Genomic DNA, 23,384 nt, shown 5'->3' on the forward strand with positions numbered 1-23,384 from the left:
TAAGGGACATATAAATCTAAAATTATGAAGCTCACATTAAAAGTTTGGCGCCAACAAAACTCGCAGGACAAAGGAGGTTTCGAGACCTACCAGGTTTCCGATGTCTCTACCGACATGTCTTTCCTCGAGGTGTTCGACGTACTGAATGAGCGTTTGATCAACGAAGGCAAAGACCCGATCGCATTCGACCACGATTGCCGCGAAGGCATCTGCGGCGCTTGCTCCATGTATATAAACGGCCGCGCTCACGGCCCCTGGCACGAAACTACTACCTGCCAGCTGCACATGCGCGCTTACAACGACGGAGATACCATCGTGGTGGAACCCTGGAGGGCCAAGGCTTTCCCGGTGATCAAAGACCTTGCGGTAGACCGCAGCGCCTTCGACCGCATCATCCAGGCCGGCGGTTTTATTTCGGTGAACACGGGTAATGCTGTAGACGCAAACGCTATTCCCATCGATAAGGTAGATGCGGACGCGGCATTCGCGGCGGCAGCCTGCATCGGTTGCGGGGCCTGCGTGGCAGCCTGCAAAAACTCTTCGGCCATGCTCTTCACTTCCGCAAAAGTTTCCCAGCTCGCACTGCTGCCCCAGGGCCGCCCCGAGCACCAGCAACGCGCGGAAGACATGGTGGCGCAGATGGACAAAGAAGGTTTCGGCAGCTGCACCAACACCGGCGCCTGCGAAGCAGAATGCCCCAAAGGCATCTCCATCTCCAACATCGCCCGCCTCAACCGCGAGTTCATCGGCGCCGGGTTCTCTTCCAAAGCATAATCTGTACTATAAGGACAATAAGTAAAGCAAAAGCCGGCCGTTTGGCCGGCTTTTGCTGTTATAAACGCCTGGTAAGTGTTCATCCTGCAATTTGCCTTTCATACAGCAAACCCGCTGCTAAAACAACCGCAGCAAGCCTTTGAAGGCACTTATTTCCCGCTCGTACAAACACCATTGTATTTTCCCGCCCGCTTTCTTATCTTGGGCATATGTCTACAAATTCCCGTCGCAAGTTCATCAAACAACTTGGCAGCACCGCAGCATTGCTGGGAGCAGGATCTCTCAGCGGCCTGGCAGCAGACCCGGCCATCATTCTCCAGCCCGAAAAACGCGTTAGCCCGAACGATAAGATCCGCATCGCCGGCATCGGCATGGGCATTATGGGTTTCGGGGACGTGAACACCGCCCTGAAAGTACCCGGCGTTGAGCTCGTAGCCGTGGCCGACCTTTACGATGGTCATCTCGAAAAAGCCAGATCCGTTTACGGCAATCAAATATTCACCACCCGCGACTACCGCGAACTGCTCGAAAGAAAAGATATCGACGCCGTGGTGATCGCCACGCCGGACCATTGGCACGACACCATTTCCATCGCCTCCATGGAAAAAGGCAAACACGTGTATTGCGAAAAACCGATGGTGCAGCAGGTGGAAGAAGGCCATAACGTGATCGCCACGCAGGCGAAAACGAAAAAAGTATTCCAGGTGGGCAGCCAGCGCGTGAGCAGCGTAGCCCTCGCCGAAGCCAGGAGGCGTTACCTCGCGGGCGACATCGGCCGGCTGAACCTCGTGGAAGCGAAAATAGACCGTCACAGCGCGCTCGGCGCATGGCAATATTCCATTCCCACCGACGCTTCGCCGAAAACGGTGGATTGGGACACCTTTCTGAAAGACACGGCCAAAATGCCCTTCGACCCCGTGCGTTTCTTCCGCTGGAGAAACTACCAGGCTTACGGCACCGGCGTGCCCGGCGACCTGTTCGTGCACCTCATCACCGGCCTGCATTTCATGATCGGCTCCAAAGGCCCCAGCCGAATTTACAGCACCGGCAACCTCGTGCAGTGGAAAGACGGCCGCGACGTGCCCGATGTAATGGTGGCCATTTTCGACTATCCCGAAACAAACGAGCACCCTTCGTTCCAGATGCAGCTGCGCGTAAACTTCGCAGACGGCGGCGGCGGATCGGAATTTACCCGCCTGATAGGCACCGAAGGCGTGATGGAACTCGGCTGGAACGATTTCACGATCAAACAGCACAAACTGCCCAAAGCCCCGGGATACGGCGGTTGGGACACGTTTAACACCTTCACCAAAGCGGAACAGGAAGCCTACATCAAAGCATACAACGCGAAATATTCGGAGGCAGACCGCGCCCAGGTGAAAGCCGTGGAATCGGCCTACAAAGCCCCGGCCGGTTACGACGATCGCCTGGACCACTTTGCGAACTTCTTCGAATCCATCCGCAGCGGCAAACCCGTGGTGGAAGACGCCAGCTTCGGCCTTCGTGCCGCAGGCCCCGCCCTGGCGGCGAATGAAAGTTATTTCAGGAAAAAGCTGATAGACTGGGACGCGGAAAAAATGATCATGCGCTAAATCGATACGGACGGGGCCGCTTATGGCCCCGTTTTTTTTAACCCTATATTCCTTATATTTAGTAATCCTAAACCTGTATTCATGAAATCCAACATCCTCCCCCTGCTGGCTTTAGCGGCGCTAACGGCCTGCAACAATAAAACAGATCAAAAGACAGATAAAATGAACGCGATACCACCGGTGGCAGAAAAGATCAAAAAGGAATTGCCGATGCACGGCGATGTAAGGATCGATAATTATTATTGGCTGAACGAGAGGGAAAATCCAAAGGTGATCGCCTACCTCGAAGCGGAGAACCGGTATACGGACACGATGCTCAGCCCCGTGAAACAACTGCGCGAAAACCTCTTCACCGAGCTGAAAGGAAGGATCAAGGAAAAAGATGAAAGCGTGCCCGTGCTCACCAACGGTTACGTGTATTACACGCGGTACGAGGAAGGAAAGGAATACCCGGTCTATTGCCGCAAAAAAGGCTCCGAATCGGCGCCGGAAGAAGTATACCTGAACGTGAACGACCTGGCGCAGGGCCACGAATATTTCCAGGTGGCGGGCACGGCCGTGAGCTACGACAACAAGTTGCTGGCCTATGGTGTGGATACCGTCAGCCGGCGCAAATACACGCTGTACGTTAAAAACCTGGAAACAGGCGAAGTATACCCCGACGTGATCAAAAACACGACCGGCGGCGCGGTGTGGGCGAAAGACAACAAGACTTTTTTCTACACGCGGAAAAACGATTCCACCCTCCGTTCGGAAAAGATCTACCGGCATACCCTGGGAACGCCCGCGGAGCAGGACAAGCTGATCTTCTTTGAAGAAGATGAAACATACAACGTAGGCCTCGGCCGCACCAAATCCAAAGATTATATCGTGATCGGCAGCGGCAGTACATTGTCTTCCGAATACCGTTACCTGAAAGCGGACGACCCGAACGGCACGTTCAAAATATTCCATCCGCGTGAAAAAGACATGTTGTACGACATCGATCATCGCGGCGACAAATGGTACATCGTTACCAACTACGACGCGAAAAACTTCCGCCTGATGACCGCCCCGGAAGGCAAAACCGGCAAAAGCCACTGGACGGAGCTGATCCCGCACCGGGCAGACGTGCTGCTCGAAGGCATCGACCTGTTCAAGGATTACCTCGTGGTGTCTGAAAGAAAAGGCGGCCTTACCCAGCTGCGCATCATTAACGACGCCACCAAACAGGAACATTACCTCGATTTCGGCGAGCAGGCTTACGTGGCCCGCAGCGCCGCCAATCCTGAAATGGACACCAAGATCCTGCGTTATTCATACACTTCGCTCACCACGCCCAACTCCACGTACGATTACGACATGGAGGCGAAAACAAAAGAGCTGAAAAAACAACAGGAAGTGATCGGCGGCTACGATCCGAAAAACTACGTGACCGAGCGCGTTTTCGCCAAAGCGAAAGACGGAACGCAGGTACCCGTTTCGCTGGTATACAAAAAAGGTTTCGAGAAAAACGGCAAAGCGCCGCTGCTGCTGTACGGCTACGGCTCTTACGGCGCCAGCATGGACCCGAATTTCAGCTCCAACCGCGTGAGCCTGCTGGACCGTGGTTTTTGCTACGCCATCGCGCACATCCGCGGCGGGCAGGAGATGGGCAGAAGCTGGTATGAAGACGGCAAGATGTTCAAAAAGAAAAACACCTTCACCGACTTCATCGATTGCGCGGAGTTCCTGATCGCGAACCAATACACTTCGAAAGAACACCTGTACGCGCAGGGCGGCAGCGCCGGCGGCCTGCTGATGGGCGCGGTGGTGAATATGCGGCCCGACCTGTTCAAAGGCGTGATCGCGGCCGTGCCTTTCGTAGATGTGGTAACCACCATGCTCGACGAAAGCATTCCGCTCACCACCGGCGAGTTCGACGAATGGGGCAACCCGAAAAACAAGGATTCGTACGATTACATGAAATCCTATTCCCCGTACGACAACGTGGAAGCCAAAGAATACCCGAACATGCTCGTAACCACCGGCCTGCACGATTCGCAGGTGCAGTATTTCGAGCCGGCGAAATGGGTGGCAAAGCTGCGCGAAATGAAAAAAGGGGATGAGATACTGTTGATGGAAACGAACATGGAAGCCGGTCATGGCGGTGCCAGCGGCCGTTTTAAAGCGCTGAAAGACGTAGCGCTGCAATACGCTTTCATCTTCTACCTCGAAGGGATCACCAAATAAGCCGAAAATATTGCAAACAGTAAGGGCTGCCTCAAACGGGCAGCCCTTCTTTTTCATAAGCATAATTCAGAAATTCGCTGAACTTCCGGGCCGTTAGACGGTGGGCCGTTCAAGAGGTTTAATGATGTTTGACCGGGTTAGATACCTTTTTGAGCCTGAAACCTACGGAAAGCAGGAAAATTCCCAAAAATAACGCATATACCCCGAGCCACCAGGAAATAACCACCACCCCGGCAAGCGGCTGCATAAACAGCAATATCCCGAAAATAACGGAGAAAATGCCGGCGACGATCAGCATCCATTCGCCGGTCAGCTCTTTGCGCAGCCGGATGGCGATCACTATCTCCAGAATGCCCGTTACGAGCGACCAAAGGGCCACCAGGGTAACCAGGAAAAGGGCGGTAATGCCCGGCATGAACAGGCAGACGAGCCCCGCGGCAATGCCCGCCAGCCCCAGCAATACAAATCCCCACCAGCTGCTGTCCGTTTTCATGACCCTGAAGCCGTGGATCAGGGCGAAAAGGCCGTCTACCAGCAGGTAAGCGCCCAGGAAAATCACCAGGATGGCCAGCGTAATGGCCGGCCAGAGGAAGGCGACAACGGCGAAAAGCACCGCCAGTACGCCCCGCAGCACGATCAGCCACCAGTATTTTGCAAGCTCATGGATCATCCGTGTAAATTTGGTTGTAATTGATAACGCTACATATCCCGGAAATGTTCAATAATGCGTGCGAAAAGCCGGAAACCGGACCATGGAGTTATGCCCGGGATTTCGTAACTTTGCGGCTTCAAATTCACAGCCAGGTATGATCAGTGTTAAAAATGTCACGCTTTCTTTCGGCAAACGGGTGTTGTTCGATGAAGTAAACATCAACTTTACAAAAGGCAACTGCTACGGCGTTATCGGCGCCAACGGGGCGGGTAAGTCCACTTTCCTGAAGATCCTTTCCGGCGAAATAGAGCCGAACAAGGGCACGGTGGAGATCACCCCGGGCGAACGTATGTCCGTGCTCAAACAGAACCACTACGAGTTCGACGAGGTAACCGTGCTGAACACGGTGCTCATGGGCAACAAAAAGCTCTGGGAGATCGCGCATGAAAGGGATTCCATTTATGCGAAAGAAGACTTCACTGAAGAAGACGGCATGCGCGCGGGCGAACTGGAAGCGGAATACGGCGAGATGGGCGGTTATACCGCCGAAAGCGACGCAGGTACGCTGCTGGGCGACCTGGGCGTGAAAGAAGACCTGCACCAGACGCTGATGAAAGACCTGAGCGGCGCGCTCAAAGTAAGGGTGCTGCTGGCACAGGCCCTGTTCGGCAACCCCGACATCCTGCTGCTGGACGAACCCACGAACCACCTGGACGTGGAAACCATCGGGTGGCTCGAAAACTTCCTGGCCGATTATGAGAACATCGTGATCGTAGTGAGCCACGACCGTCACTTCCTCGACGCCGTGTGCACCCACGTGGCGGACGTAGACCGCGCCAAGATCAAAGTATTTACCGGTAACTATACTTTCTGGTACGAATCCAGCCAATTGATCGCTCGCCAGATCAGCGATAAGAACAAAAAAATGGAAGACAAGCGGAAAGACCTCATGGACTTTATCGCCCGATTCTCCGCCAACGCCTCCAAATCCAAACAGGCTACTTCCCGTAAAAAGGCTTTGGAAAAACTGGTAATAGAAGACATCGAGCCTTCCAGCCGCAAATACCCCGGCATCATCTTCAAACAGCTCCGCGAAGTAGGCAACCAGATCCTGAACGTGGAGAAACTGGAAAAATCGATAGACGGCCGCAAACTCTTCAGCGACGTGACCTTCTCCGTAAACAAGGGAGACAAGATCGCGTTCCTGTCCAAAGACCACCTGGCCCTCAGCACCTTTTTCGATATCATCAACGGCGATCAGCAGCAGGACGGCGGCAAGCTGGAATGGGGCACCACCGTTACCAAGGCGTACCTGCCGGACGATAACGCCCAGTTCTTCACCGGCAACTACAACCTCATGGACTGGCTGCGCCAGTACGTGCCGGCGCATGTGACCGACGTAGACGAGCCTTTCCTCCGCGGTTTCCTCGGCAGGATGCTGTTCAGCGGAGACGAGATCATGAAAAAAACCTCCGTATTGAGCGGCGGTGAAAAAGTACGTTGCATGGTCAGCCGCATGATGCTGCAGGACCCGAACGTGGTGATCCTCGACGAGCCTACCAACCACCTGGACCTGGAATCTATCCAGAGCTTCAACGAAAGCATGAAAGACTTCAAAGGCATCGTGCTGTTCACCACGCATGACCATACCTTCATGCAGTCCGTGGCGAACCGCATTATCGAGATCACGCCGAACGGCATTATCGACCGCCTGAGCACATTCGACGAGTACCTGGAAGACGAGCGCGTGAAGAACATCCGCGCGGAAATGTACGGGGAAACAGTTTCAGCTTAGAAAATGAAGAATAATAAAATGAAAGAGCGGACCATGTGTCCGCTCTTTTTTATCGGGTTACTTTTTTGGGAATCAGCTCTCTTTTCCAGAGATATTACGAAAGGTATTTTTCGATTTCTTTCATTTTCGAACGGTCGAGCGGTTTGGTGATGTAAGCCATCAGCTCGGGCGTTCTGCTCACTTTTTCCATGTCCTGTATGTTCATGGAAGAAGAGCACATGATGATGGGCACGTCTTGCGGCAGCTTGTTTTTGAAGCCGCGGAAAGCCTCTATAAAGTCCCATCCGTTCATCCGCTGCATGTTCATGTCGAGAATGATAAGGCAGGGGAGATTACTGGCTGCGAACGAGGTCAGGTCTTCAATGGCGTCTTCAGCGGATAGGAAGGAGTTCACGCTCACGTCCCATCCCTGCAAACCAAACATTTTCTTTACAATAAAGTGGAAAATCTCATCGTCGTCGATCACATAAACTACTTTATTCGTATGTTCCATGTCGTATTTATTATCGAATAGCTTCATAATATTTGGCTTTTTTCCAAATTCGTCGGCCCGCAAGGCTTCGTTTCCGGTTCAGATTCTCATTTTTTGCGTCTACTGTAAGCTTGTTCGTAATTTCCTCGCAAAGAAAGTTAATTTTATTTTATTTTCATATATATTTTAATTCCAATAACTATCGGTTAACAAACATGGCAAAAATGAAAAAGGGCGCGGCTCGACGCCACGCCCTTTGCTATGAATGTTGGATTGTCTGTCCTTAATTAAAAAGACCGCCTTTTTTCAGGTTCACTTTGCCTGCGCCGATCTTGAAACCGCCCTGGTAGATCTCCACGGAGTAATCGCCGGGTTTGAAGTCGGAGTTCTGTTTCCAGTCCATGCTCACAGGGGTGGTGCCGCCAGCTTCGTAAGAAACCACTTTTTTCACCGTGTAGAGTTTCTCCGTACCGTCTTCCAGTGTGAAGCGGCCGCTGCCGAGGGCTTCAACCGCCAGGGGCGAACCGTCGGGCGCGGTGATGGCAACGAAGATCTCTTTGTCGCCAGACTGTGCGATGCGGTTATCCAGGTCGAAAGAAACTCTCATCATGTCTGCGCGTTTTGCTTTGGAAGTCACTTCTTCCTTGCCGTTGCGCCTGACGTTGATGGGAGACAGCTTGATGTTGGAAGCGTGCAGCACGGAACCGAGGTCTACGCGTTTGCCGAGGCTGTCTTTCACCGTGGTCACGGAATCGCGTTCTTTACGGGCTACGTCGCGCTCGCCGGTGATCACGATCTTTTCGCCTTCCAGCCTTTCGATGGTAGACACATAGTTTTCGGTATTGCTCTTCAGCTGCTCGATGAGCCTGCGCGCTTCGGCCAGTTCGGCCGCGGTCGCGTTTTTGTTGCTGAGGATGCTCTGGATACGGCCTTTCATATCCGCTATTTCTTTATCCTTGCTTTTTACGAGACTGTCCATGCGGGAGTTCTGGGAGATCAGGTCATCCAGTCGCGCCTGGGCGGCATCATATTCAGATTGCAGTTCGTCCCTGGAGGTGGTCAGAGTGTCCAGCTGGTTTTCTTTGGTAGCGATTTCCTTGCTGGATTGGCTTTTGTCGTAAAACATGTAACCCCATGTTCCCACCAGGGCGGCAATGAGAACGCCGTAAATAATACCGTTTTTGTTGCTTTTTGGTCTTTCAGGTCCGGAAGTACTGGGCGTACCAGTATTAAAGGTGTTTTCCGCCATAGTGTTCTTTTTTATTTATTGATTGTTATATGGGTAAAATTTTTCTAAAATCCCAAAACGTTAATTTTTACTTAAATTACACGTTTTAAATCCTTTGGCTGTGCTCAACAATGTCGCTCTCGATCAATTACTGCTCTTCGATATAGAAACAACGCCGCTTTATTCGTCGTTCCATCACCTGCCAGACGAGCTTCAGCGCCTCTGGGAAGAAAAAATTACAAAAACTGCGCCAGATTCTGAAAACCCTGCCGGCCTGTTTGACGAAAGGGCGGGTCTATACGCCGAGTTCGGAAAGATCGTTTGTATCTCCGCCGGCTTGTTTTTTACGGAAAATGGTCAGTATCAACTACGTATAAAATCTTTTTCCGGTCACAACGAAAAAGAGCTGCTCGCCGGGTTTACAGACCTCGTGGAAAAATTTTCCGCAAAAAATCCGCGCTTCCAGTTTGCCGGGCATAACATTAAGGAATTCGATATTCCCTATATTTGCCGCCGCGCCGTCATTAACAATCTTCCGCTGCCCGGCCCCCTGCAGGTGCACCAGTACAAACCCTGGGAGCAGCCCCTGCTGGACACGCTGCAGCTCTGGCGTTTCGGCGATTTTAAAAATTACACCTCGCTCAAGCTGCTGGCCGCCGTGCTAGGCATACCCACGCCGAAAGACGATATAGACGGCAGCATGGTTGGCCGCGTGTACTGGGAAGAGCAGGACCTCGCCAGGGTCGTGGAGTACTGCCAGAAAGACGTGCTGACCGTGGGCCAGCTGCTGCTGCGTTTCAAAGGATTGCCGCTGATGGAGAAAGAAAGCGTGTCGGTGGTTTAAAAGGAAAGGAAACATGGATTACCAGGATATAATCAGGGATTGGAAAAACAACAAGTTCCGCTCGCTCTACTGGCTCGAGGGGGAAGAGGATTTTTTTATCGACCAGGTGGTGAATTACGCGGAGCATCACCTGCTCAGCGAAGCCGATAAAGGGTTCAACCTCACCGTGCTGTACGGCAAGGAAACCGACTGGGCCACCGTGATCAACGCCTGCCGCCGCTACCCCATGTTCGCCGAGCGCCAGGTGGTGATACTCAAAGAAGCGCAATCCATGCGCGACCTGCTGAAGCTGGAGCCTTACATCGACAAACCGCTGGATTCCACCGTATTTGTAGTAGCGCATAAACAGGGCAAGATAGACGGGCGCAGCAAAATGGCGAAGCTGATCAAAGACCGCGGCGTAATGCTTTCCACCAAAAAGCTCTACGACAACCAGCTGCCTTCCTGGGCGGAAACGTACGTGCGCTCGCAGGGGCTCGCCATTTCCGAAAAGGCGTGCATATTGCTGGCAGACCATATCGGCAACGATCTTTCCCGCATCGCCAATGAAATAGACAAGCTGCTGGTAAACCTTCCCGAAGGGAAAAAGATCGACGAAAGCGATATTGAAAAATATGTGGGCATCAGCAAGGAATACAACGTGTTCGAATTGCAGAACGCCATCGGGCAGATGGACATGGTGAAGGTGATGCGCATCGTGCGGTATTTCACCGCCAACCCCAAAGCCGCGCCCATCCAGATGCTGATACCGGCTTTATATAATTATTTCTCCAAAATGAACCTGCTGTTCGGCATCAAGGGAGGGGAGAAGGAAATGGCCGCCGCATTGGGCGTGCATCCTTTTTTTCTGAAAGATTACACCGCCGCCGCGCGCAAGTTCGGGCCGGAAGGCACGGAGCGCGCCATTCTTTTGCTGCACCGGTACAACCTGCGCAGCATCGGCATCGGCGATAGCGGGAACGAAGACGGGGAGTTGCTGAAGGAACTGGTTTACCGGATCTTACGGCCTTGACGTGATGGTCCTGGCCTGGTGCACATCGTCTTTCATCTGCTGCACCAGCGCTTCCACGGAATCGAATTTTTTATCAGAACGGATGTACTCGAGGAAATCCACCCGGATGGCCTCGCCGTAAATTTCTGTGTCGAAATCGAGGATGAACACTTCTATGCGCAGTTCGCTGCCATTGAAAGTGGGGCGGGTGCCGATGTTGAGCGCGCCTTTATGCCACTGGCCGCCTACGGATACCGTTACGGCATACACGCCCTGCGCGGGGATGAGTTTGCGGCGGTCGTGCAGTTGGATATTGGCCGTGGGGAAGCCCAGCTTGCGGCCCATTTTATCGCCGTGCACCACGGTGCCGTTGATGAAATACGGGTAGCCCAGCAGTTCGTCCGCCAGCGCGGTGGCGCCTTCCTGCAGGCTTTTGCGGATCTTGGTGGAGCTTACGGTAAGGTCGTGCACCACCTGCTGCGGGATCTCGAGCAGCCGGAAGCCGTAACGCTGCTGCTCCGCCTCGAGCAGTTCCAGCCCGCCTTCGCGGTTGTGGCCGAAACGGTGGTCGTACCCGATGATGATGGTATGCGGGCGGAAAGTGCTGATGAGGAAATCTTCCAGGTAAGCGGTGGCGGAAAGCTCGGAGAACGTTTTGGTGAAAGGCACTACCACGAGATGATGAATGCCGAATTTTTCCAGCAGGTGGATCTTTTCGTCGAGCGTGGTAAGCAGGTGAACGGATTTGTCGTGCGGGGCCAGCACTTCGCGCGGGTGCGGATCGAACGTGATAATGACCGTTTCCCCGTTGCAGGCCGCCGCGGCTTCCTGCAGCTGGCGCAGAATGTACTGGTGGCCGGTATGCACGCCGTCGAAAGTGCCGATGGTGATCACGGCATTCCTGAAAACGGGCAAATGTTGTAAATCTCTGTGAACCTGCATGGCTGTGCGATCATATTTTCAAAAACGCCGTGCAAATCTAAATGTTTTGAACGGATTACAATACTTTTGCACTTTAAATACAGCTAATTCAGGACAATCGTGGACCAAAACCTTTACGCAAAAAGAGGCGTTTCAGCCGGCAAAGAGGATGTGCATAACGCTATCCGCAATATCGACAAGGGCCTGTTCCCCCGCGCATTCTGCAAGATCATCCCCGATATTCTCGGCGGCGACGCGGAATGGTGCAACATCATGCATGCGGACGGGGCCGGCACCAAATCGAGCCTGGCCTACGCTTACTGGAAAGAAACCGGCGACATCGGCGTTTGGCGCGGCATCGCGCAGGACGCGATCATCATGAACACCGACGATCTTCTCTGCGTGGGCGCTACGGATAATATCCTGCTTTCTTCCACCATCGGCCGCAATAAAAACCTGGTGCCCGGCGAAGTGATCGCCGCCATCATCAACGGCACCGAAGAAATACTCGAAGAGCTGCGCAGCTACGGTATGGGCATTTACAGCACCGGCGGAGAAACGGCGGATGTGGGCGACCTCGTGCGCACCATCATCGTAGATTCCACGGTAACCTGCCGCATGAAACGCGCCGATGTGATTTCCAACGACCGCATCAAAGCCGGCGACGTGATCGTGGGGCTGTCGTCTTACGGCCAGGCCAGCTACGAAAGGGAGTACAACGGCGGCATGGGCAGCAACGGGCTTACTTCCGCGCGGCACGACGTGTTCAATAAAACGGTGGCGGAGAAATTCCCGGAAAGTTATGATCCGGGTATCCCTAAAGAACTGGTGTTCAGCGGCAAAAAAGCCCTCACCGATATGATAGACATTCCCGGTTTTGCGCCGGTGACCGCAGGCAAGCTGGTGCTGAGCCCAACGCGCACTTACGCGCCGGTGATCAGCCAGGTGCTGGAGCATTTCCGGGCGGAAGTGCATGGCATGGTGCATTGCAGCGGCGGCGCGCAAACCAAGGTGCTGCATTTTATCGACAAGCTGCATGTGATCAAAGACAACCTGTTGCCTGTTCCGCCGCTTTTCAGCCTCATACAGGAGCAATCCGGCACCAGCTGGCGGGAAATGTACCAGGTGTTCAACATGGGCCACAGGATGGAATTGTACGTGCCAGAGCACATCGCGGACGACATTATCCGCATCAGCCAGACCTACAGCATCGACGCGCAGGTGGTGGGCAGGGTAACAGACAGTCCTGAAAAGAAAGTGACCGTAAAAAGCGTTCACGGCGAATTTGAATACGCGTAAAAAATGCTCATATACTGAAAAGGCCGGCTGAATATACCGTTCAGCCGGCTTTTTTTGTTCCGGCCCCGCGAGGTCTAAACCAGGTCCAGGCTACATCGAGGCTGCCTCTAACCTGGATGTAACCGGCTTGCATCAGCCTTGTATCCGCATCTTACTGGCCGTTAGACGGCCTCTAGGCGGCCGCTTACTGGCCTCTTAGCAGGGTGTTTTCTCTTACAGGGATTTTACAGGTTTTTTGCCCGGCGGTTTCCCCGGAACAAAAAAGCTCCGGGCGGAAGCCCGGAGCCATCAGTTTCTACTACGTTTGTATTTGCTCTTATTCTTATCATTATTTTTGAAGCGTGAACCGTATCGGCAGGTTGAACTGTACCGCTACGTTTTTCCCGTCCTGTTTGCCGGGCGTCCAGTCCGGCATGTTTTTCACCACGCGGATGGCTTCTTCTTCCAGTCCGCCGCCTTTTTTGGCGCCTACCGTTTTTACGTTTTTGATCACGCCGGTCTTATCTACCTGGAAACTAACGAACACGATGCCTTGCACGTCCTTTTTGGCGGCTTCAGAGGGGTACCTGATGTTGGTGGCGAGGTATTGGTTCAGCGCGTTGTCGCCGCCTTTGAAACTGGGCGGCTGTTCAACGAAGGTGAAAACGCCGTCTTTATCGGGCCCTTTTCCCTTACCGGGCGCGGGAGGAGGAGGGGGCGCGAGCGTAAAGCGGATCGGAAGGTTGAACTGCACGTTCACGTTGCGGCCATTCTGTTTGCCGGGTTTCCATTTCGGCATGGCCTTTACCACGCGGATGGCTTCTTCTTCCAGTCCGCCGCCTTTTTTTGCGCCGGCGGTTTTAACGAACAGCACGCGGCCGTCGTTCATCACGATGAACGAAACGAACACCGTGCCGCCGATCTTTTTTGCAATGGCTTCTTTCGGGTAGCGGATATTGCCGCTCAGGTATTTGTTGAGCGCTTCCTCGCCGCCGGGGAATGTAGGCGGCTGCTCCACGAACGTAAAAATTTCTTCTTTGGTAATATCGGGCTCGGGGATCGTGTCTGTGATGGCGGAAGGAGGCGTTGTTTCAGGCTGCGTTACGGGAATGTTCAGGTTTTCGCTGAGGCGGTCTATTTTTTCATCCGTCACAAAAGCGAGCGAGCTGAAGATCAGCAGGGCCACGGGCACGATCAGCGCCCGGCGGAGGAAGCTGAAACGGAATCTGCGGGATTGGGTAAGCATAAGTATTCTTCTTTTAATCGGTTGATGCGAAAAATTGTTGATCAGATGGAATGAAGGGCCGGCCTGTAATGCGGTATGGAGAATGGTTTGCGCGTAAGCGGCCACATCGCCGTTTTCCACGGAACGTTTGTCTGCAATGAACTCGTGCACCAGCGAAAGCTCGCGTTTGATCAGGTGGAAGAACGGGTTGATCCAGCAAACGGCGGTAACGATCTCCATAAAAAGTTTATCGGTGCTATGGTTCTCCTGCAAATGCACGATCTCGTGCCGCAGCATCTGCCTGCCTTCCGGTGTGGCGGCGCTTACGCCGCTGTTCCAGAAAATGAAGCGGAAAAAGGAGAACGGCGCCGTGATCTGTTGGGATAGCACGAGGCGGTAAGGCCGCAAAGGCTCTATCCGGCCGGTGCGTATAAGCTGTAATATCTTAAAGTATCCCCAGCCGATGCGCGCCGCCATCAGCGCGATCACGATGCCGTAAAGAACGGCGCTGAGACTGAACTGCGGCGTTTCCGGCGCGGCAGCGACGGTAAATACCTGTTCGCGCAGGGTGGCTACCTGTGCCGTATACACGTAGAAGTCCGGCGCTCCGGCGCCCGTGAACGATAAAGGAATGCGCAGCAGCGGCACCGCCAGGCTCAGCACGGTAATGGCCAGCAGGTAAAAACGGTTCCACTGGTGAAAGCGGTTATTGCGCAGGGCGAGATGGTAATACGCGTACAGGATGCCCGAGCACACGATCACTTTGACGAGGTAGGCGAGAAAGGGCGTCATTTTTCCGTGTTTTTGGATTGTTTGATCTGTTGCAGGAGCTTTTCAAGATCGCTCACGCTCATGTCTTTTTCTTTGACGAAGAAGGAAACCATATTGCTGAAAGAGCCTTCAAAATAACCTTTCACAAGGTTTTTCACCGTTTTGTGGCTGTACTCGTCTTTGCTGATGAGCGCGTAATACTGGTGACTTTTTCCATAGGCTTTGAAATTAACGAAACCTTTTTCTACCAGTATTTTCACGAGCGTGGAAACGGTGTTGTAATGCGGCCTCGGCTCAGGCATTTCTTCCACCAGGTCTTTCACGAACGAAGGCCCGAGTTTCCATAATACCTGCATGATCTGTTCTTCTGCTTTGGTCAGCGTTTTCATTTTTTTTAGTTTGTAGTGTGGGAGTACCGGTCTCGGTCCAAATGTAAAACTATTTATTTAGTTTACAAACTAATTTTATAGTTTTTATCAGATGGCCGTCACTTACAAGTAATTGGTTATTTTTGGATTTCAAAACGGAATATTAGATGGTGGACCAACCCATAGTTCAACTGACGAATGTAAATGTATACCAGGGTAATTCTTTGATCTTATCGGATGTGAACATCTCGGTGAACAGGGGAGAGTTCGTGTACCTGATCGGGAAGACGGGTACGGGGAAATCCAGTTTGCTGAAGACTTTGTACGGCGATCTTGCTTTGCGTGAGGGCAGCGGCCAGGTGGCGGGTTTCGATCTTACGAAGATGGACTGGAAGAAGGTGCCTTACCTTCGCCGGAACCTGGGGGTGGTGTTCCAGGACTTTCAGCTGTTGACGGACCGTACGGTGCACGACAACCTGAAGTTTGCGCTGAGGGCTACCGGCTGGGCGGACCAGTCGCAGATCGAGGAGAAGATCAAGGACGTGCTGGAAAAGGTGGGGCTTGGCACGAAGGGTTTCAAAATGCCTTACGAGCTGAGTGGCGGGGAGCAGCAAAGGGTGGACATTGCCCGGGCGCTGCTGAACAGCCCGAAGCTGATATTGGCGGACGAGCCTACGGGCAACCTGGACCCCGAAACGTCAGACGGCATCATGCAGCTGTTGTTCCGCATCTGCCGGGAAGACGGCACGGCGTTGATCATGGCGACCCACGACTATATTGTGTTACAGAAGTTCCCGAGCCGGGTGCTGCGCACGGAGAACGGGCAGGTGACAGACAATGCAGCAGTAAATTTTGCATAGATAAAGTGCTGGTTTTCAGTAAACATGCTTTCCAAATTCAATTTGGAACTTGCCATATTACTTCTTACCTTTGCACCGGAAAAATAGCGAGTTAAAAAATTATTATTATCAAAGATGTCTTACTTAACTGTAGAAAAGAAAGCTAATATTTTCAAAGAATTCGGTGGCAGCGAAAAGAATACCGGTTCTGTGGAAGCACAAATTGCCCTGGTAACGGAGCGCATCAACAGCATCTCCGCTCACCTGAAGCAGAATAAAAAGGATTTCTCCACTCACCGCGGCCTGATGAAAATGGTAGGGCAAAGAAAGCGTTTGCTGTCTTACCTGGCTAAAACCAACCTCTCCGGCTACCGTGCCCTCATTGAGAAGTTAGGTATCAGAAAGTAATCTGAAACTTTTTATAGCGCTATTCCCAACTTATTATAGTTGGGAATAGTTTTTTTGTATGTGTACCTTATTAATCCTCACACAAGTATGAATCTCACACCTACTTCGGTTAAATTTGATATAGGCGGAGGCCGCATTGTGACGATAGAAACCGGCAAAATGGCCCGTCAGGCCGATGGTGCGGTTACTGTGCGTCTCGGCGATTGCATCCTTCTCGCCACCGTGGTGGCCAACCAGAAACCCAAAGAAGGCCAGTCCTTTTTCCCGTTAACCGTTGATTACCAGGAGAAATTTGCTTCAGCGGGCCGTATCCCCGGTTCATTCTTCAAACGCGAAGGCAAACTGAGCGACTATGAAGTGCTGATCTCCCGCCTGATAGACCGCGCCCTGCGCCCCCTGTTCCCCGACGATTATCTTTGCGACGTTCAGGTACTTGTAACCCTCGTGTCTTCCGATCCCGAAGTGATGCCCGACGCACTGGCGGCCCTTGCGGCTTCCGCTGCCCTGGCCGTTTCCGACGTGCCCATCCAGGAGATCATCTCCGAAGTGCGCATTGCACGCGTGGCCGGCGAATTCGTGGTGAACCCCACCCGCACCCAGCTGGCTACCGCCGATATGGACTTTATCGTGGCGGCTACCGCGAAAAACATCATGATGGTGGAAGGCGAGAGCAAGGAATGCCAGGAAGAAGACCTCGTAAAAGCCATTGAGCTCGGCCACGAAGCCATTAAAGTTCAGGTAAAAGCCCAGGAAGAATTACGCGCGCTGGTAGGCAACCCCGCCAAACGCGAATACGATAAACCGCACCAGAACGATGAGCTGAAAGCCAAAATCGCCGCTTTCGCACAAGCCCGCATCCTGGAAGTATCCAAATCCGCCCTCGGCAAACACCAGCGTTCCGAAGCGTTCAAAAAGATCGAAGAAGAACTGGTGGAATCGCTCGGCGAACTGCCTGAAGAAGACGCGGCACTGGTAGGCGACTATTTCCACGACCTGGAAAAAGAAACCGTACGCAACATGATCCTGGACGAAAGCATCCGCCTCGACGGCCGCGTGCTCGACCAGGTGCGCCCCCTGGCTATGGAGGTAGATCTGCTGCCTTCCCCCCACGGCTCGGCCCTGTTCACCCGCGGCGAAACACAGTCCCTCACCACCGTTACCCTCGGTACGCCTGATGACGAACTGCTGATCGAAAGCGCCGCCACTTCCAACTACGTTAAGTTTATCCTCCACTATAATTTCCCTCCCTTCTCCACCGGTGAAGTGAAAATGATGCGCGGCCCCGGCCGTCGCGAAGTGGGCCATGGTAACCTTGCCCTCCGCTCTCTCAGGCAGATGATGCCCGGTAACGACTACGCCTATACGGTGCGCGTCGTGTCAGACATCCTCGAATCAAACGGTTCCTCTTCCATGGCTACCGTTTGCGCCGGCTCGCTGGCACTGATGGACGCAGGCGTTCCCCTTCCAAAACACGTTTCCGGTATCGCCATGGGCCTCATTTCCCGCGCAAGCGACGGTAAATGGGCCGTATTGAGCGACATCCTCGGCGATGAGGACCACCTCGGCGATATGGACTTCAAAGTAACCGGCACCCGCGATGGTATCTGCGGCGTTCAGATGGACATTAAAGTAGACGGCCTCAGCATGGACGTAATGCGCAAAGCGCTCGCCCAGGCACGCCAGGGCCGCCTGCACATCCTCGACGCGATGTACAGCACCATTGAAAATGCCCGTCCTGAACCGAAACCGCATGCCCCGCGCATGGAAAAACTGATCATAGACCGCGAATACATCGGCGCGGTGATCGGGCCCGGCGGTAAAGTGATCCAGGAGATCCAGCGCGAAACCGGCACCACCATCAACATCGAAGAAGTGGGCCAGACCGGCGAAGTGAGCATCTTTGCAGTGAAGAAAGAAAATCTCGATAAAGCCCTCAGCTGGATCAAAGGCATCGTTGCCGTTCCTGAAGTGGGCGAAGTATACGATTCAACCGTGAAAAGCGTAATGCCTTACGGCGCATTCGTTGAGTTCCTCCCCGGCAAACAAGGCCTGCTCCACATTTCCGAAGTTTCCTGGAAACGTCTCGAAAATATGGACGGCGTGCTGAGCGAAGGCGAGAAAGTAAAAGTGAAACTGGTAGGCACCGATCCGAAAACCGGCAAGTTCAAGCTCAGCCGTAAAGTGCTGATGCCGAAACCCGAAGGTTACGTGGAAAGACCCGAGCGCGAAGATCGCGGCGAGCGCGGCGAACGCGGCGAACGCCGTGGAGATCGCGGTGACCGTGGCGATCGTGGAGACCGCAGAGGCGGCGACCGTGGTGGCGACCGCCGTGGCGGTAGCGACCGTTTCGATCGTGGCGGAGACCGCGGGCCCCGTCCTTCACAGCCTGAGCAGTCCGAAGGACCTGAATTAGGCCCTGTGTTCGACGAACAATAATCTTGCACCGTTTTCAACGGTCAACATATTCAGCAGAAACGCTCCGGTTGTAACCGGGGCGTTTTTTTTACGCGGGATTATTTACAAACCCGGACTGGCGAAAATCTCATGAAGGTATGTGCGGGAGCGGACTGACTTGTACCTGTCTCCAGCCGGAGCTGGTCCAGCCACCGGGCAAACACGCGATATACCGGAAAACGCCCGGCCAATGCGGCCAGGCGTTTTTTTTGTTCTTACCAGGTATACTTGCGTAAAATCGTATGTCCGTTGAGGTGATAGTTTACCGCTGTACGTTGTGCATCTGCTCCAGGAAGATCTCGCTTTCGCGCAGCATCATTTTGCCGATGTCGCGGTTGTTGATCTTGTCGAAACGGAAGATGCGGAAGGTTTTCAGGTCGATGTCCTCATAATCTATCCGGAACTGTTTTACCCTTTTTTTGGTGGCGCGATCTTCCACCTGCACCCATCCCTGCTCCAGCAGTTCGGGCAGTATCTCGTCCAGGTAAGGCATGAGGATGGTTTCGGAATCGTTCCAGAACAGCGAGATGCGGTCGGTGGAATAATGCATGGGATTGGCTTTGGAAGCCGCCCAGAATTTGGTGACCATGCCGTAATGACGCTGCACTTCTTCTTCGGTAAGGTGCGCGAACTGGATATTGCGGAACACTTTTTTATCGTATTTGCGCTGCACCAGGATAGTGTCCAGCCCCTTGAAATAATCTTCCACATGCTGTTTGTCGAAAATGAACACGGCATTTTCCACCTGGTACACAATGGAATCTTTCATCGGGATATTGAACGGTTTGACGATCGTTTGCGCGGATACACAAACATGGCAGGCCAGAATGGCCGCCAGCAGAATGAGCTTTTTCATAGGATAAGGTTAATATTATTTATAAATCAAATATAATGCAGTGGCGGTTTCCTGCAAAGGAATTTTTAAATTCACCAATTCCGCATTGGCACTGAGGAATTTGTAATTATATTGCGCTCATGTCACATATCGCGATCACCATATCCGCGCCACCGGAAATAAAAGATATCCTCATCGCTCAGCTGGCAGACGCAGGGTACGAAGGGTTTGAAGAAAACGGCGACCAGCTGATCGCTTATATTCCCGAAGAACAGTTTGATGAAAATACCTTGACCGGCATGCTGGGTTCTCACGGTTTGGACTATACGAAAGAAACCATTGCGCAGGCGAACTGGAACGCCGTATGGGAAAGTAATTTCCAGCCGGTGCTGGTAGATGCGTTTTGCGGCATCCGCGCGGGTTTCCACGAGCCGCTGGCCGGCAAGGTGAAACATGAGATCGTGATCACGCCGAAAATGTCTTTCGGCACGGGTCACCACGCCACTACCTATTCGGTGATCAAACTGATGGAAGGGATCGATTTCAGGGGCAAACGCGTATTCGATTTCGGCACGGGCACCGGCATCCTGGCGATACTGGCGGAGAAGCTGGGCGCGGCGGAAGCAGACGCGATCGACAACGATACCTGGGCCGTGGAAAATGCGCTGGAAAACGCGGAAACCAACGGCGCGGGCGCCGTAAAGATCTGGCGGGAAGAGCAGCTGGACGGGCTCGAAGAGGGGAAATACGACATCGTGCTGGCCAATATCAACCGGAACATCCTGCTGGCGAATATGGCTCACATGAAAAGAATACTCAAAAAGCATGGAATATTGATTTTGAGTGGTATATTGCAGGAAGACGAACCTGCAATTGTTAAGGCCGCCGGGGAAAATGGACTAGCCCCCGGGAAGAAGGCAGAAAGAGAGCACTGGCTGGCGATCTCGTTCACTGCCGGTTAATGTGGAAAAAATTACATATTTTAATTGCTGATTTACGAGTAATTGTCTTAACATTGCTATTAAATTTGTATCCTTATTAACACATTATTTACTATCTTAGCAACTCTAACTTATTGTGATGACTGAATTATTGCTTTTAATAGGTGCCTATCTCATAGGCTCTTTTGCCACTGCCGTATGGGTAAGCAAGGGGGTTTTTGGCATCGATATCCGCGAGCATGGTTCCGGTAACGCCGGCGCTACCAACACTTTCAGGGTGCTGGGCCCGAAGGCCGGTACGTTCGTGATGCTGGTGGATATGCTGAAAGGCGTTCTTGCAGTGAGGCTTTCTTATCTTCTTGCCGCTTCCTTTTACGATTCACCCGAGCAGCTGATCAACCTCCAGGTGGGGCTTGGCCTTGCAGCTGTAGTGGGCCACATTTTCCCGATCTGGGCCAATTTCCGCGGCGGTAAGGGCATTGCTACCCTTTTCGGAATGGTGCTCGCCATTCAGCCGTTGGTAGCGCTTTGCTGCGTAGGCGTGTTCCTCATGATCCTTTTCCTGACCCGTTACGTATCGCTCAGCTCTATTATTGCGAGCATCGCGTTCCCGGTCCTTATTCTCTTCATTTTCAGGGAACAGGAAGTATTTTACCGCATTTTTGCCATCGCCGTAGCCCTGATGGTAGTGCTTACCCACCAGAAAAATATCGTGCGCCTGCTGCGCGGCAGCGAATCCAAAGTGCCCATCTTTAAAAACCGTAAAGGCGGCAAAGACGGCGAAGACACTCCTACTTACTAAACAGATTCTTTTATATTTTCAGATCAGAGGGGGCGTTAAGCCCCTTTGTTGTTCAATTCCGGCACAACGATTGCACTATTTAAGGAAAGTGGTAAATTCGCCGCAGCTTGCTGCGTTGTACGCAGCTATGCGAGACCATCTATTCCTCCTAAATATTAACCGATGAAAAAAATCGCATTGTTATTCGTCGCCGGGTCGGGGCTGCTGTTCGCCTGTTCACGCGTGCCCATTACCGGCAGAAGCCAGTTAAACCTCATTCCTGAAGCCCAGATGCAGAGCATGGCGGTACAGGAATACCAGTCTTTCCTATCACAGAACAAAGCGATATCACCGAACTCGAGCAAAGACGCTGAAATGGTGCAGCGCGTGGGCGGCCGTATTGCGCGCGCCGTTACCACGTATATGAACTCACAAGGCCTCGGCAACGACATTGCCAGCTACAAATGGGAGTTTAACCTGGTAAACGACAAACAGGTGAACGCCTGGTGTATGCCCGGCGGTAAAGTGGTGGTATATACCGGCCTGCTGCCCGTTACGCAGAACGAAACCGCGCTGGCAGTGGTAATGGGCCACGAGGTGGCGCATGCCATTGCGCGCCACGGCAATGAAAGGATGAGCCAAGGCCTGGTTGCCCAGGGCATCCAGATCGCCGGCGCCGTTGCGCTCAATAAAAACCCGCAGGCGCAGAACATTTTCATGCAGGCGGTAGGCGTGGGCGGCCCGCTGGGCCTGATGGCATACGGCCGTCAGAACGAACTGGAGGCAGACCATCTCGGCCTGATATTTATGGCGATGGCCGGTTACAACCCCCAGGAAGCCGTTCCTTTCTGGACGCGCATGGCCAATGCAGGCGGCAGCCAGAAACCGCCAGAGCTGCTCAGCACGCACCCCAGCGACGAGCGCCGCATCCAGCAGCTGCAGAAGCTGATGCCTGAAGCGATGAAGTATTATTCTACCCGGAAATAGGGGAGACTGTAACAGTAACAGTATACACACAAGAAAAAGGGGCCGCTTTCAATGAAAACGGCCCCTTTTCTTTATCGCGCGGTGTGTTATTCCAGTATCTGTGAAAGGTTCATCAGTTCGTCGTATTTGTACTGCTCCTTGTCGTTGCGGAAACATTTCGCCATTTCCTCCATCAGGAACTGAACGATGCGCTGGTTGCTCTGCGGTTTGTAATACGCGGGCAGCGCGGGCACGTTCACGCGTTTGAAATAGGTTTCCACGTCTTGCTGCGTATAGATCTGCCCCTGGATCGGGTCGATGAAGAACAGGATGCGGTAGTCGCCCGGGTCTGCGGGTTCGGTGAAGTCGTAGAACGTATCGAAATAAGCGAGAATGAACTGGCGGGGGATGTTCACCGCGTACACCGGCAGGTCGAGCATGGCGCAGAGCGCCTGGTAAACGATGCCGTTGGTAACGGGATTTCCTTTTTTACCTTCTATCACCTGGTTGATGAAGAACTGGTTTTTGCGCTGGTAAGACACTTCCTCGCCCTTCAGCCCGAAATAATTATAGATCATGCTGTTGAGCACATTGATCTGTTCGAGCGGCGTGAGATAGTTATTCAGCTCCAGCCATATGTTACGTTTTATGCGGTCTATTTCCGTGTTGATCTGCGTGGCCGAAAGGTCCGGGTATTGGTACCGTGCGGCCAGTATAGCGCCCTGCATCAGTTCCTGCGCGCCGTTTTTCGTCCATATGCGAACGGCTTCCTGCAGGTCCTGGTAATGCACGCGATGGATGAGCAGCTCGATCCTTTCCTGGATGGATTCATCGTAAGTCGTTTCCCAGAGATGCTCCAGGTTGGGAATGATGTCTTTCCCGAAAAGGAGGATTTTGCTGGCCACGGTATCGAATACTTCCTGGTCAGGATCGTCCAGCAAATGGAACAATGCGTTTATTTCCCTCGTTTCGTGCAATGGATTCAGTTAGGTTTATGTCAATTTACGAATAGTAAATCGATAATGAACGTTTGCTAAT

The 23,384-nt window shown here is 52.9% G+C and carries 21 protein-coding genes; 13 read left to right on the forward strand and 8 right to left on the reverse strand.

What is annotated here, in order from left to right; all coding sequences use genetic code 11:
* The first annotated feature begins 24 nt into the window (after nucleotides 1–24).
* The 3 genes from J7I43_RS23155 to J7I43_RS23165 all read left to right on the forward strand — a co-directional run bounded on the left by J7I43_RS23155 (nucleotide 25) and on the right by J7I43_RS23165 (nucleotide 4,577).
* Nucleotides 25–774: a succinate dehydrogenase/fumarate reductase iron-sulfur subunit gene (locus tag J7I43_RS23155; RefSeq protein ID WP_209148358.1), complete on the forward strand. Its 750-nt coding sequence runs from the start codon at nucleotides 25–27 to the stop codon at nucleotides 772–774.
* Nucleotides 775–983: 209 nt separating this feature from the next.
* Nucleotides 984–2,366, forward strand: a complete 1,383-nt coding sequence (locus J7I43_RS23160) for a Gfo/Idh/MocA family protein (RefSeq protein WP_209148359.1) — start codon at nucleotides 984–986, stop codon at nucleotides 2,364–2,366.
* Between the two features lie 81 nt (nucleotides 2,367–2,447).
* Nucleotides 2,448–4,577, forward strand: coding sequence for a S9 family peptidase (locus tag J7I43_RS23165; protein WP_209148360.1), 2,130 nt, complete (start codon nucleotides 2,448–2,450; stop codon nucleotides 4,575–4,577).
* A 118-nt stretch (nucleotides 4,578–4,695) separates the two neighbouring features.
* Here J7I43_RS23165 and J7I43_RS23170 read toward each other — a convergent pair whose 3' ends face one another.
* Entirely contained in the window at nucleotides 4,696–5,247 is a 552-nt protein-coding gene (locus J7I43_RS23170; protein WP_209148362.1) for an HdeD family acid-resistance protein, read from the reverse strand.
* 136 nt (nucleotides 5,248–5,383) lie between these two features.
* Here J7I43_RS23170 and J7I43_RS23175 point away from each other — a divergent pair, with 136 nt between their 5' ends.
* The gene (locus tag J7I43_RS23175) at nucleotides 5,384–7,024 is read left to right on the forward strand and encodes an ABC-F family ATP-binding cassette domain-containing protein (RefSeq protein WP_209148364.1); all 1,641 of its coding nucleotides are present in this window, start codon (nucleotides 5,384–5,386) and stop codon (nucleotides 7,022–7,024) included.
* A gap of 94 nt (nucleotides 7,025–7,118) precedes the next feature.
* Here J7I43_RS23175 and J7I43_RS23180 read toward each other — a convergent pair whose 3' ends face one another.
* On the reverse strand, nucleotides 7,119–7,544 hold the full coding sequence (locus J7I43_RS23180; RefSeq protein WP_209148366.1) for a response regulator: 426 nt from the start codon (nucleotides 7,542–7,544) through the stop codon (nucleotides 7,119–7,121).
* A gap of 235 nt (nucleotides 7,545–7,779) precedes the next feature.
* Nucleotides 7,780–8,745 carry a hypothetical protein gene (locus J7I43_RS23185; RefSeq protein WP_209148368.1) on the reverse strand — a complete coding sequence of 322 codons (966 nt, stop codon included), beginning with the start codon at nucleotides 8,743–8,745 and terminating at the stop codon, nucleotides 7,780–7,782.
* A gap of 100 nt (nucleotides 8,746–8,845) precedes the next feature.
* Here J7I43_RS23185 and J7I43_RS23190 point away from each other — a divergent pair, with 100 nt between their 5' ends.
* Both J7I43_RS23190 and holA read left to right on the forward strand, forming a co-directional pair.
* Nucleotides 8,846–9,568, forward strand: coding sequence for a 3'-5' exonuclease (locus tag J7I43_RS23190; RefSeq protein ID WP_209148370.1), 723 nt, complete (start codon nucleotides 8,846–8,848; stop codon nucleotides 9,566–9,568).
* Between the two features lie 13 nt (nucleotides 9,569–9,581).
* Nucleotides 9,582–10,580, forward strand: a complete 999-nt coding sequence (holA, locus tag J7I43_RS23195; RefSeq protein ID WP_209148371.1) for a DNA polymerase III subunit delta — start codon at nucleotides 9,582–9,584, stop codon at nucleotides 10,578–10,580.
* On the opposite strand, the gene J7I43_RS23200 is transcribed toward holA, so the two are convergent.
* Nucleotides 10,569–11,501 carry a bifunctional riboflavin kinase/FAD synthetase gene (locus J7I43_RS23200; protein ID WP_209148373.1) on the reverse strand — a complete coding sequence of 311 codons (933 nt, stop codon included), beginning with the start codon at nucleotides 11,499–11,501 and terminating at the stop codon, nucleotides 10,569–10,571. The genes holA and J7I43_RS23200 overlap by 12 nt on opposite strands.
* Before the next feature lie 99 nt (nucleotides 11,502–11,600).
* Between J7I43_RS23200 and J7I43_RS24965 the strand changes: the two genes are divergently transcribed.
* The gene (locus tag J7I43_RS24965) at nucleotides 11,601–12,779 is read left to right on the forward strand and encodes an AIR synthase related protein (RefSeq protein WP_209148375.1); all 1,179 of its coding nucleotides are present in this window, start codon (nucleotides 11,601–11,603) and stop codon (nucleotides 12,777–12,779) included.
* A 328-nt stretch (nucleotides 12,780–13,107) separates the two neighbouring features.
* On the opposite strand, the gene J7I43_RS23210 is transcribed toward J7I43_RS24965, so the two are convergent.
* Together J7I43_RS23210 and J7I43_RS23215 are read right to left on the reverse strand one after the other, a co-directional pair.
* On the reverse strand, nucleotides 13,108–14,775 hold the full coding sequence (locus tag J7I43_RS23210; RefSeq protein ID WP_209148377.1) for a M56 family metallopeptidase: 1,668 nt from the start codon (nucleotides 14,773–14,775) through the stop codon (nucleotides 13,108–13,110).
* Entirely contained in the window at nucleotides 14,772–15,143 is a 372-nt protein-coding gene (locus tag J7I43_RS23215; protein ID WP_209148378.1) for a BlaI/MecI/CopY family transcriptional regulator, read from the reverse strand. The genes J7I43_RS23210 and J7I43_RS23215 overlap by 4 nt, the downstream gene beginning before the upstream one ends.
* 203 nt (nucleotides 15,144–15,346) lie before the next feature.
* Here J7I43_RS23215 and J7I43_RS23220 point away from each other — a divergent pair, with 203 nt between their 5' ends.
* The 3 genes from J7I43_RS23220 to J7I43_RS23230 all read left to right on the forward strand — a co-directional run bounded on the left by J7I43_RS23220 (nucleotide 15,347) and on the right by J7I43_RS23230 (nucleotide 18,805).
* Nucleotides 15,347–15,982: a cell division ATP-binding protein FtsE gene (locus J7I43_RS23220; protein ID WP_209148379.1), complete on the forward strand. Its 636-nt coding sequence runs from the start codon at nucleotides 15,347–15,349 to the stop codon at nucleotides 15,980–15,982.
* A gap of 114 nt (nucleotides 15,983–16,096) precedes the next feature.
* Nucleotides 16,097–16,369, forward strand: a complete 273-nt coding sequence (gene rpsO, locus J7I43_RS23225; RefSeq protein ID WP_209148380.1) for a 30S ribosomal protein S15 — start codon at nucleotides 16,097–16,099, stop codon at nucleotides 16,367–16,369.
* A gap of 87 nt (nucleotides 16,370–16,456) precedes the next feature.
* Complete coding sequence (locus J7I43_RS23230; RefSeq protein WP_209148381.1) at nucleotides 16,457–18,805, forward strand: polyribonucleotide nucleotidyltransferase; 2,349 nt, start codon at nucleotides 16,457–16,459, stop codon at nucleotides 18,803–18,805.
* Nucleotides 18,806–19,085: 280 nt separating this feature from the next.
* On the opposite strand, the gene J7I43_RS23235 is transcribed toward J7I43_RS23230, so the two are convergent.
* Complete coding sequence (locus J7I43_RS23235; RefSeq protein ID WP_209148382.1) at nucleotides 19,086–19,679, reverse strand: hypothetical protein; 594 nt, start codon at nucleotides 19,677–19,679, stop codon at nucleotides 19,086–19,088.
* A 119-nt stretch (nucleotides 19,680–19,798) separates the two neighbouring features.
* On the opposite strand from J7I43_RS23235, the gene prmA reads away from it, so the two are divergent.
* The 3 genes from prmA (at nucleotide 19,799) to J7I43_RS23250 (ending at nucleotide 22,367) form a co-directional block, all read left to right on the forward strand.
* On the forward strand, nucleotides 19,799–20,620 hold the full coding sequence (gene prmA, locus J7I43_RS23240; protein WP_209148383.1) for a 50S ribosomal protein L11 methyltransferase: 822 nt from the start codon (nucleotides 19,799–19,801) through the stop codon (nucleotides 20,618–20,620).
* 118 nt (nucleotides 20,621–20,738) lie between these two features.
* A complete protein-coding gene (plsY, locus tag J7I43_RS23245; RefSeq protein WP_209148384.1) occupies nucleotides 20,739–21,401 on the forward strand; it encodes a glycerol-3-phosphate 1-O-acyltransferase PlsY in 663 nt (220 codons plus the stop codon).
* A gap of 162 nt (nucleotides 21,402–21,563) precedes the next feature.
* On the forward strand, nucleotides 21,564–22,367 hold the full coding sequence (locus tag J7I43_RS23250; RefSeq protein ID WP_209148385.1) for a M48 family metallopeptidase: 804 nt from the start codon (nucleotides 21,564–21,566) through the stop codon (nucleotides 22,365–22,367).
* Between the two features lie 86 nt (nucleotides 22,368–22,453).
* On the opposite strand, the gene J7I43_RS23255 is transcribed toward J7I43_RS23250, so the two are convergent.
* Nucleotides 22,454–23,323 (reverse strand): transglutaminase-like domain-containing protein, encoded by an 870-nt coding sequence (locus J7I43_RS23255; protein WP_209148386.1) that lies wholly within the window; start codon nucleotides 23,321–23,323, stop codon nucleotides 22,454–22,456.
* Between the last annotated feature and the right edge of the window lie 61 nt (nucleotides 23,324–23,384).

This window comes from Chitinophaga chungangae (genome assembly GCF_017742215.1).
Classification (GTDB): Bacteria; Bacteroidota; Bacteroidia; order Chitinophagales; family Chitinophagaceae; genus Chitinophaga; species Chitinophaga chungangae.

Bases quoted from the DNA above. Each gene is read 5' to 3' on its own strand.
- J7I43_RS23155 (WP_209148358.1), top strand. From the start codon at position 25: ATGAAGCTCACATTAAAAGTTTGGCGCCAACAAAACTCGCAGGACAAA.
- J7I43_RS23160 (WP_209148359.1), top strand. From the start codon at position 984: ATGTCTACAAATTCCCGTCGCAAGTTCATCAAACAACTTGGCAGCACC.
- J7I43_RS23165 (WP_209148360.1), top strand. From the start codon at position 2,448: ATGAAATCCAACATCCTCCCCCTGCTGGCTTTAGCGGCGCTAACGGCC.
- J7I43_RS23170 (WP_209148362.1), bottom strand. From the start codon at position 5,247: ATGATCCATGAGCTTGCAAAATACTGGTGGCTGATCGTGCTGCGGGGC.
- J7I43_RS23175 (WP_209148364.1), top strand. From the start codon at position 5,384: ATGATCAGTGTTAAAAATGTCACGCTTTCTTTCGGCAAACGGGTGTTG.
- J7I43_RS23180 (WP_209148366.1), bottom strand. From the start codon at position 7,544: ATGAAGCTATTCGATAATAAATACGACATGGAACATACGAATAAAGTA.
- J7I43_RS23185 (WP_209148368.1), bottom strand. From the start codon at position 8,745: ATGGCGGAAAACACCTTTAATACTGGTACGCCCAGTACTTCCGGACCT.
- holA (WP_209148371.1), top strand. From the start codon at position 9,582: ATGGATTACCAGGATATAATCAGGGATTGGAAAAACAACAAGTTCCGC.
- J7I43_RS23200 (WP_209148373.1), bottom strand. From the start codon at position 11,501: ATGCAGGTTCACAGAGATTTACAACATTTGCCCGTTTTCAGGAATGCC.
- J7I43_RS23210 (WP_209148377.1), bottom strand. From the start codon at position 14,775: ATGACGCCCTTTCTCGCCTACCTCGTCAAAGTGATCGTGTGCTCGGGC.
- J7I43_RS23215 (WP_209148378.1), bottom strand. From the start codon at position 15,143: ATGAAAACGCTGACCAAAGCAGAAGAACAGATCATGCAGGTATTATGG.
- rpsO (WP_209148380.1), top strand. From the start codon at position 16,097: ATGTCTTACTTAACTGTAGAAAAGAAAGCTAATATTTTCAAAGAATTC.
- J7I43_RS23230 (WP_209148381.1), top strand. From the start codon at position 16,457: ATGAATCTCACACCTACTTCGGTTAAATTTGATATAGGCGGAGGCCGC.
- J7I43_RS23235 (WP_209148382.1), bottom strand. From the start codon at position 19,679: ATGAAAAAGCTCATTCTGCTGGCGGCCATTCTGGCCTGCCATGTTTGT.
- prmA (WP_209148383.1), top strand. From the start codon at position 19,799: ATGTCACATATCGCGATCACCATATCCGCGCCACCGGAAATAAAAGAT.
- plsY (WP_209148384.1), top strand. From the start codon at position 20,739: ATGACTGAATTATTGCTTTTAATAGGTGCCTATCTCATAGGCTCTTTT.
- J7I43_RS23250 (WP_209148385.1), top strand. From the start codon at position 21,564: ATGAAAAAAATCGCATTGTTATTCGTCGCCGGGTCGGGGCTGCTGTTC.